The sequence below is a fragment of the Shewanella sp. SG41-4 genome, from assembly GCF_014164505.1.
GTDB lineage: Bacteria > Pseudomonadota > Gammaproteobacteria > Enterobacterales > Shewanellaceae > Shewanella.
In genome coordinates this window covers 1-7,442 of sequence record NZ_JACJFI010000212.1, presented here as the reverse complement: position 1 = coordinate 7,442, position 7,442 = coordinate 1, and the positions used below count along the sequence as shown (strand labels likewise).

Annotated in this window: 5 protein-coding genes and 2 pseudogenes; 5 read left to right on the top strand and 2 right to left on the bottom strand. The window is 38.2% G+C overall.

Annotated features, from left to right (window positions below):
- The first annotated feature begins 447 nt into the window (after positions 1–447).
- Together H5202_RS16200 and H5202_RS16195 are read left to right on the top strand one after the other, a co-directional pair.
- On the top strand, positions 448–879 hold the full coding sequence (locus H5202_RS16200; protein WP_182772990.1) for a hypothetical protein: 432 nt from the start codon (positions 448–450) through the stop codon (positions 877–879).
- Between the two features lie 574 nt (positions 880–1,453).
- Complete coding sequence (locus H5202_RS16195) at positions 1,454–2,884, top strand: amidohydrolase family protein (protein ID WP_182772989.1); 1,431 nt, start codon at positions 1,454–1,456, stop codon at positions 2,882–2,884.
- Positions 2,885–3,000: 116 nt separating this feature from the next.
- On the opposite strand, the pseudogene H5202_RS16190 reads toward H5202_RS16195, so the two are convergent.
- A pseudogene (locus tag H5202_RS16190) lies at positions 3,001–3,426 on the bottom strand (group II intron maturase-specific domain-containing protein); the annotation flags it as partial.
- Between the two features lie 93 nt (positions 3,427–3,519).
- Between H5202_RS16190 and H5202_RS24320 the strand changes: the two are divergent.
- A pseudogene (locus tag H5202_RS24320) lies at positions 3,520–4,251 on the top strand (IS256 family transposase); the annotation flags it as partial.
- A gap of 101 nt (positions 4,252–4,352) precedes the next feature.
- Here the strand turns inward: H5202_RS24320 and H5202_RS16180 are convergent.
- A complete protein-coding gene (locus H5202_RS16180; RefSeq protein ID WP_182772988.1) occupies positions 4,353–6,143 on the bottom strand; it encodes a serine hydrolase in 1,791 nt (596 codons plus the stop codon).
- Positions 6,144–6,400: 257 nt separating this feature from the next.
- Here H5202_RS16180 and H5202_RS16175 point away from each other — a divergent pair, with 257 nt between their 5' ends.
- Positions 6,401–6,742, top strand: a complete 342-nt coding sequence (locus H5202_RS16175; RefSeq protein WP_182772987.1) for a PadR family transcriptional regulator — start codon at positions 6,401–6,403, stop codon at positions 6,740–6,742.
- The gene (locus tag H5202_RS16170; protein ID WP_182772986.1) at positions 6,742–7,356 is read left to right on the top strand and encodes a hypothetical protein; all 615 of its coding nucleotides are present in this window, start codon (positions 6,742–6,744) and stop codon (positions 7,354–7,356) included. The genes H5202_RS16175 and H5202_RS16170 overlap by 1 nt, the downstream gene beginning before the upstream one ends.
- Positions 7,357–7,442 lie beyond the last annotated feature (86 nt).

Genomic DNA, 7,442 nt, shown 5'->3' with positions numbered 1-7,442 from the left:
TTTTATTTGTCTCTATCAAGCCAAAAAACTGGAAAGGTTGGGTTTATTTTACAGCAGATGATTATGGGGTACACTTTTCATCGCCACTTTCTCAAGGTAAAGAGCAGACGTTCCTTGATGTTAAATGGGATAATGTGGGTAACATCAAAAGTGAAGCTCTCTATGGTGGTGTAAATTGAATATCAATTGAGTTAAAAGTCTCTCAAATTGACGTCGATTTGTATTTTAGTGAGACAGCTCGAGCAAACAAGATTTTGGGATTCAATCAAATGAGAGGTGACTTTTTTGTTGTCGCATACTCTAATAATGCTTTTCAGAAAATACCCAATGTAGTTCTTCGCCTTAAAGAGATAAAAACTAAAAAGCTGCCCTAGTTCCTTTTGGCTACACATTATAACTAACAATTTCAGCATTTTAACGCGGCATTAGAGGCTTTGGAGAATCAATTTGAATTTAGCTAAATATATAATTTTATTATCCGTAATATATCAACTGATTGGATGTTCTTCTGAAGAATCACCTAGCCAGGTTTACGAAGAGTACAATATTAAAGTGCTAAATAGCATTAGCTACGAAGATGACAAGGCTTATTACTCAAAGCGAAAACAAGAAGAAACAGAATCGAAATTCCCGCAATACCTAAAACAGATGGGGAAGTCTCGTGACGAGGTGATTGAGTTTTATTTAAACGTCTCAAGTGAGGTTGCGAGGTGCAAAAAAATAACTCTAGCCAGTGAAGTTATTGATGCTAATACAGCCACTCTCGAATACTCGCAAAAAGACATTTGTGGAAATCAATCGTCTGCGGAAGAAAAACAAATTATAAAAATGATAAACGAAGGTGGCTGGAAAATTGATGATGTTGAAATCAGCCTATAACAAACTCAAGCAATCGAGCACGGTATATTGGTGCCTCTGATGCACCTTGTGATACATCATCTTTAAACAACCTAAGCACAACGTTAGCTCCACCGCGTCATATTCAAACCATAAGGAAATTAGCATGAAGAATTTAGTCAAATTAAGTCTATTTCCTCTAGGCGTGGTTTTATCCAGTGTTTCTATTACAAATGAATTTCCTCTGGCTTTCTTAAAGGCGAAATAGAGATTGCTCATTCTCATTACCTTGACGGTTTACTGGAAAGTGGGCTTTATGCACTGGCCAGAATCCTACAGTAAGATGAATCTGCTGCTCTGCAATCGGAAGTAGGCCCAATAATCTGGCACTTACGTACCTTAGCATTGGTTTGTTGCATGAAAAGCCAGGAAACTAACCCAAGACAAACTCTTATTTCAATAAACCTTTGAGCTCATATAAAGATAAAAAATTGAAATCACGTAATTGAAAGATGTTGTATTACAGTTAGATGATAAGGTCAGCTAACCATCGCCATCAAAAACTCATCCGTTTTCTGCGGGTGTTAAATCCAAGTTTACAAATAGGCTCATTAATATGAAGATTCTCATTAACTTGCTGAAATATACAATCCTATCGCTGTTATGTTTACTCGCTCTGATACTACTCTCCATTCCAGTTTCAATTTATGAAATGCCTAACGATTTGCACGCCGTTGATAACGCAGAAGATATTATGCTCGATAATGCAAATTACATTGATGTATTAACGGGTAAAACAATAAGAAATCAACGAATTTACCTTTCCAAAGGCCGGATCGTCTCTATTGGAGAAAAAACATCTATCCAAAGTCAAGATGCTCGGGTGATCGATTTGCACGGCGATTACGTCGTGCCCGGCCTGTTTGATATGCACGTTCATCTGCATGACAGAAAATACTTAGCCTTGTACCTCGCATATGGCGTTACCTCTGTCAGGAATATGAGAGGGTTACCCATGCACCTTAGATGGAGGAGTGAGTTGAACAGAGGTGATTGGCTTGGCAGCAATTTGTATACGTCATCCCCCGTTTTAGACGGTGAAAGATATGCCCATGCTCTTCAGCAGGTAGTGATATCACCAGCAAAAGCACGTGAACTGGTTATAAAATATAAAGATGATGGATATGATTTTATCAAAGCCTATGGCTACTTAGATAAGGAGGTTTTTGAAGCCATCACGGATGAAGCCAGACGGTTGGATTTCCCCATAGCCAAGCATGGCCCTAACCCGATAGATGGGCTTGGATTGCAATCTAACAGTGGCTTGCAATCTCTTGAGCATGTGGAAGATATTTTTCAAGGCCCGCTTAATTTTTCATTTGATCAAAACAGCATGGCCATTTGGGTGAGCGAATTAAAGATGATTAATCCAACCGTTACTCCTACATTGGCGACATTCCATCACTTGACTAAATTAAGCCAAGACAAAGCTGCTTTTGTCGATAGCCTGCCGTTGAACACCATAAATCCTCTTTATCGCATAATTAATAGAGAGTTTGCCGTTAAAAGATGGCTAGGAGCATCGCAGGAACAAGCGGACTGGAATAGAAAAGAGGAGCAGTTTCTTTTTGACATAGTTAGAGAGCTGGACAAACAAGAGGTTACATTATTGTTAGGCTCTGATGGCGGAACCTTATATATGCCACCAGGGTTATCAACCCACCTTGAAATTGAATTGATGGTGAAAGCGGGAATATCGCCAATAAAGGTCTTACGGGCTGCGACTATCAATGCTGCAACCGCATTGGGAGTTGACGATAAATACGGCTCTATAGAGATTGGAAAGGTAGCTGATTTGGTTGTACTAAAAGAGAACCCTTTAGATGATTTGCAAGCACTCGCTGCACCGATTGCGGTTATTAAGGCAGGACAATTGATCAACAGCAGTGAATTATCGGCATTAAGAATCTCCGCAGAGAAACCATCAAATTTATACATAAGTATGGGGAGGTTGCTTGAAGACATTATCTCACGAGCAATGCCCTAGCAATATTGGCAGTGGTTAATTTTAATTTAATCGGGTAGCCGAAGGTATCTAACCTTCAGCCCCCACACAACCCTGCATGCGGCTCCGCACAGGGCGGTTCATTAAGAACGCCTAACCTAGACTTTCTGGTTAGGGTAATGAACTGCGATCCATCCATCTCTTAGTGAACAGAAACCCGCTTTATTCAGATATTCATTACTCAGCGCTTGCTGTATCTCCGGAGTTTTCGAACTTCGCCATGGTCCCTTGCTTGCGATACCACAACCGACGGGTAGTTGGAACCTGACACCACGCTTGAGTAAATTCTGTACCTTAGTCCATGGCTTTCGCCACTGACGCCAGTAGCACATACTTACGCGGCGACGGATCCAATGGTCTAAATCGACACATCCTAGGTAGGCACTGGCTATGCCAAAGTAGTTGATCCAGCCTAGCATGTACTGCTGCACTTTAAACAATTGATATCCCATACTAACGCCCCAGTTCCGGTTCGTTAGTCGTCTCATCTTTTGTTTGAATATGTACAATGTTTTAGTATGCCACATACAAGTGGTCAAGTTAAATTGGCCACGGTTTTAGAGTCATTCCAATATAAACAATAATTAGAAGCTTGCGCTAAACAAACAGCCAAAGGTATAAAGTCTGAAGCTGATCTAAATGATTTCAGATCAATGTTAACTAAAGTGACTGTTGAAGCGGCATTAAGTGCTGAACCTGAACATCATTTAGGTTATCAAAAGAATGAGAAAACTCTCACTAACAATAGCCGTAATGGTTACTCCAGCAGAAAAGTTAAAACGGATGAAGGCAGTTTTCAGTTAGACACGCCTCGCGACCGTAATGGCAGTTTGGAATCTGAAATCGTTAAAAAGTATTAAAGCCGTTTCACCTCTATGGATGACAAGATTTTACATCTGTATATCAAAGGCATGACGACACGCGATATTGTTGATACCTTTGATGAGATGTATGGTGCTGAAATTTCTCCCACGCTCATTTCCCGAGCGACGAACGCCGACATAGACCAAGTTATAGAGTAGCAATCAAACCCACTTGAGCCTGTTTACCCAATTGTTTTTCTCGACTGTATCGTGGTCAAAATTCGAGAGAGTAATAAGGTCATCAACAAAGCGATTTTCTCAGCCCTTGGCGTAAACTTGGAAGGCCACAAAAAGTTGCTAGGAATGTGGATAGCGGAGAATGAAGGTGCTAAGTTTTGGCTCAATGTGTTGACCGAGCTTTAAAAAAGAGGACACAATGAAATACTCATGACCTGTATTGACGGCTTAAAAGGCTTTCTGGATGCCATTAATACCGTGTATCCGAAAACACAAATTCAGCTCTGTATCGTGCACATGGTGCGAAACTGGTAATTTACTAGTCGCTTTGAATGGCGAAGTAAAAAGTGGTCAGTCAATTATGTCGAGAAGCCCCCCCGTGCACACAGCGAAGTCACGGGGGGAAGTTACTATTGTTTAATTGCTTGATGTTCGACCATTTGGTTGTAGCTAAAGCCAGTGATTTGATTTTTATTATTACGGGTAAATTTAAGAATTAAATCTTGATGCTGCTTTATAACATATCCGTCAATGAGTAACTTATCACCCTCTATGCTGATAAGTTTAGATGTAAAACCATTCTCTTCTTTGGGGATTGGTGAGGAGTTTTGAATGCCTTTAATTTTTCCATCTTTATCGAAAAAGACCGACATATCTACAATGCCTTTTTCAAAAATTAGTCGCTGCTGGATCTCGTCATTATCATTACTTTTTGAAAAGCTATAGTGATTTTCTAAAGCGCCAAGTTCTGCTTCTAATTGCTGCCAAAACCCTTGAAAAACATCGAGCGGTGCAGAGGCCATTTGCTCATCAAAAATTTCAGATAATTTAGTTAACTCATTGGTATTAAGTAAGTTAAATAATTTTGTGGCTGTGTCAGTGAATTGATCTGGTGGTAGGTGAGTCACTTGCGCTAAGTTATATAATGTCCAATTTTTTAAGCCAATGGTGTTAATTTTCAAAGTATTATCTTTGAGTGTTATCGCTATTTGATGGTCATCATCAAACGCATAACGGCCTACATATTGCTGTAAATCTAGGGTGTTATTGCTTACTAAAGACACTATATCGGGCGTTTTATGGGCTAACAAAATGCCTGAAACTTGTTGAATAATTTTTTTTCTTATATCAATTGAGAGGTCAATATTACTAACATTATGTACATGATTCATATATATAATAATGGTTATATTTTGCTCTGGAAGGTAAATGAAATCTGCCACTGTGCCTGCTGTTGCACCATCATGGCGATAGGCTTTTTGACCCCATAATGTTGTCATTTCCATGCCATAACCATAAAACTCATTATTTCTTCTCAAATCCACAGGATTAGAGAGTAAATAATCAAACTTCTTGTCTTTGAATATTTTATGGGCATTCATTGCATCTACCCATTTGAACAAATCTCCTGTGGTTGAATAAAGGCTTGCTGCACCGACTAACCAACTGTTGTCTATTTTAGTGGTGTGTACTTTGTCGGAACCTATGCCGCTATAGCTCTCGACTAACAGCGGACTATTGTCAGGTCTGGATGCACTAGTATTTTTCATGCCAGCAGGTTCGAAAAGGTAGGTTTTTAGGTAATCAGCGTAAGTTTTTCCTGATGTTCGCTCAATAATGTCAGCTAATAAAATATAGCCAGTATTGGTGTATTCATAACGGCTGCCTGGTTCAAATGAGTTAGGCAGATCTTTAAAGCTATCAATTAATGATTTCTTTGTGATAGGTAAGGTTTTCTCGTGCATGAGTGGATCATTATCACCGTCAATACCTTTACCCGTATCCATAGGATCTGGAATACCGGCAGTATGAGTTAACAGTTGGTAAATAGTCGCTTTTTGACCCACTTCATTTTGATAGTAAGGTAGGTATGTCGCTATGGGGTCTGCTAATGATAATTTACCTTGTTGCGCTAATAATAATATGGCGCTAGCGGTAAATTGCTTTGAAATTGAACCTATTGCAAATACTTTATCACTAGCATTGTTAACTTCTGTTTTTACATTCGCGGATCCATAACCCCGACTATAAATAATTTTATCGTCTTTTTTAATCGTTATTGCACCATTAAAACGACCAAGTTGCTCATATGAAGCCATTAATTTTGAAACTTCGTTTACGTCATATTCATTTTCGTTAGCTTGGACATGGCTTATTAAACCCAAGGTTAGAATTATAATGGCTATATTTTTAATATTCATTTGATCACCTAAAATCAATACTATGCACATTGCATTGCTAGGTAGTGTAATTCAACAAATAATACATAGCAATACAATGTACGTAGTTAAATTTATTTGGCATAGTAATCATGGGGTTTAGATGATATTTTATCAAGTGACCTAGGTTATCTTTGACTAATAACAGCATTTTTAAAGTAATACCGAACAGAAATTGCAATGGCATGTGTATCGTTTTACTATGTAGGCATGATTAAATAATAAAAGATAACTGTGCCATGCTTTCTGATCAGATCATTGACCGATGGTTGCCTCAATTTCGTAAAGGTTTACTAGAATTTATTATCTTATTAAAGTTAAAACAAAACATGAGTTATGGTTACGAAATAGCGTCGGAGATTAAAAATCTTACTTCAATAGAAGTCGCCGAAGGAACGCTTTACCCGTTACTTAACCGTTTAAAGCGTGATGGATTAGTTCAAACAGAATGGAAAACAGCCGAGGTTGGTACACCACGTAAGTATTACCAAATTACCGACGCTGGTATTGAGACTTTAGATAAAATGAAAGTAATTTGGACCAATACGCATAGCTCAGTGCTAAAAATGGTGATGCAATAATGACACATCAATTTCCTATTAAAAGTGAAACATCTAAAAAATTATGGAGTAACTTTGAGCGCGAACTTAATCACAAGTTAGCACCTTTATCGGTAAGTGAAAAAGATGATATTAAGATGGAAATTTTAAGCCATCTATATGAGTCAGCTTTAAATGATGGCGCTGAAAGTGAAGAAAAAAGAATTATTAATGCTATTGACCGTTTAGGTGAGCCTGATTTATACCTGACACCATTAATTTCAGATATTTTGCATGCGCAAAGTGTCGCTAAAGGGCACCCCAAAGCGATATTAAAAAGTTTATTACAAATTACTCAAAAAAGCCTATTACACTTGTCTTTAACTGCTATTTTTGGCTTTGGATATTTTATTTCGTTTATCTTTTTCATTATGGGAATAATGCATATATTCAACCCTGAAGTTGGCATTTGGCTGGATAATAATGGCGGGTTGCTATCACTCTCTTTTTCTCATCAAGATAATGCAACTCAATGGCTGCCTGCGCAGTTTTCATTTATCGCCATTTTAGCTAGTGTTTTTGCCTATTGGGGATTGAGTAAACTATTGTATCTGTTGATTTTTAAACCTAATCTTACAAAAAAAAGCTCATATTAGTGAGGCTGGCATTGTGTGAAGATGATTGCACTATTTTAGTGATATATAGAAGTTTACTTAGCGCGAGTTTATAGGTGTGCCTCAAG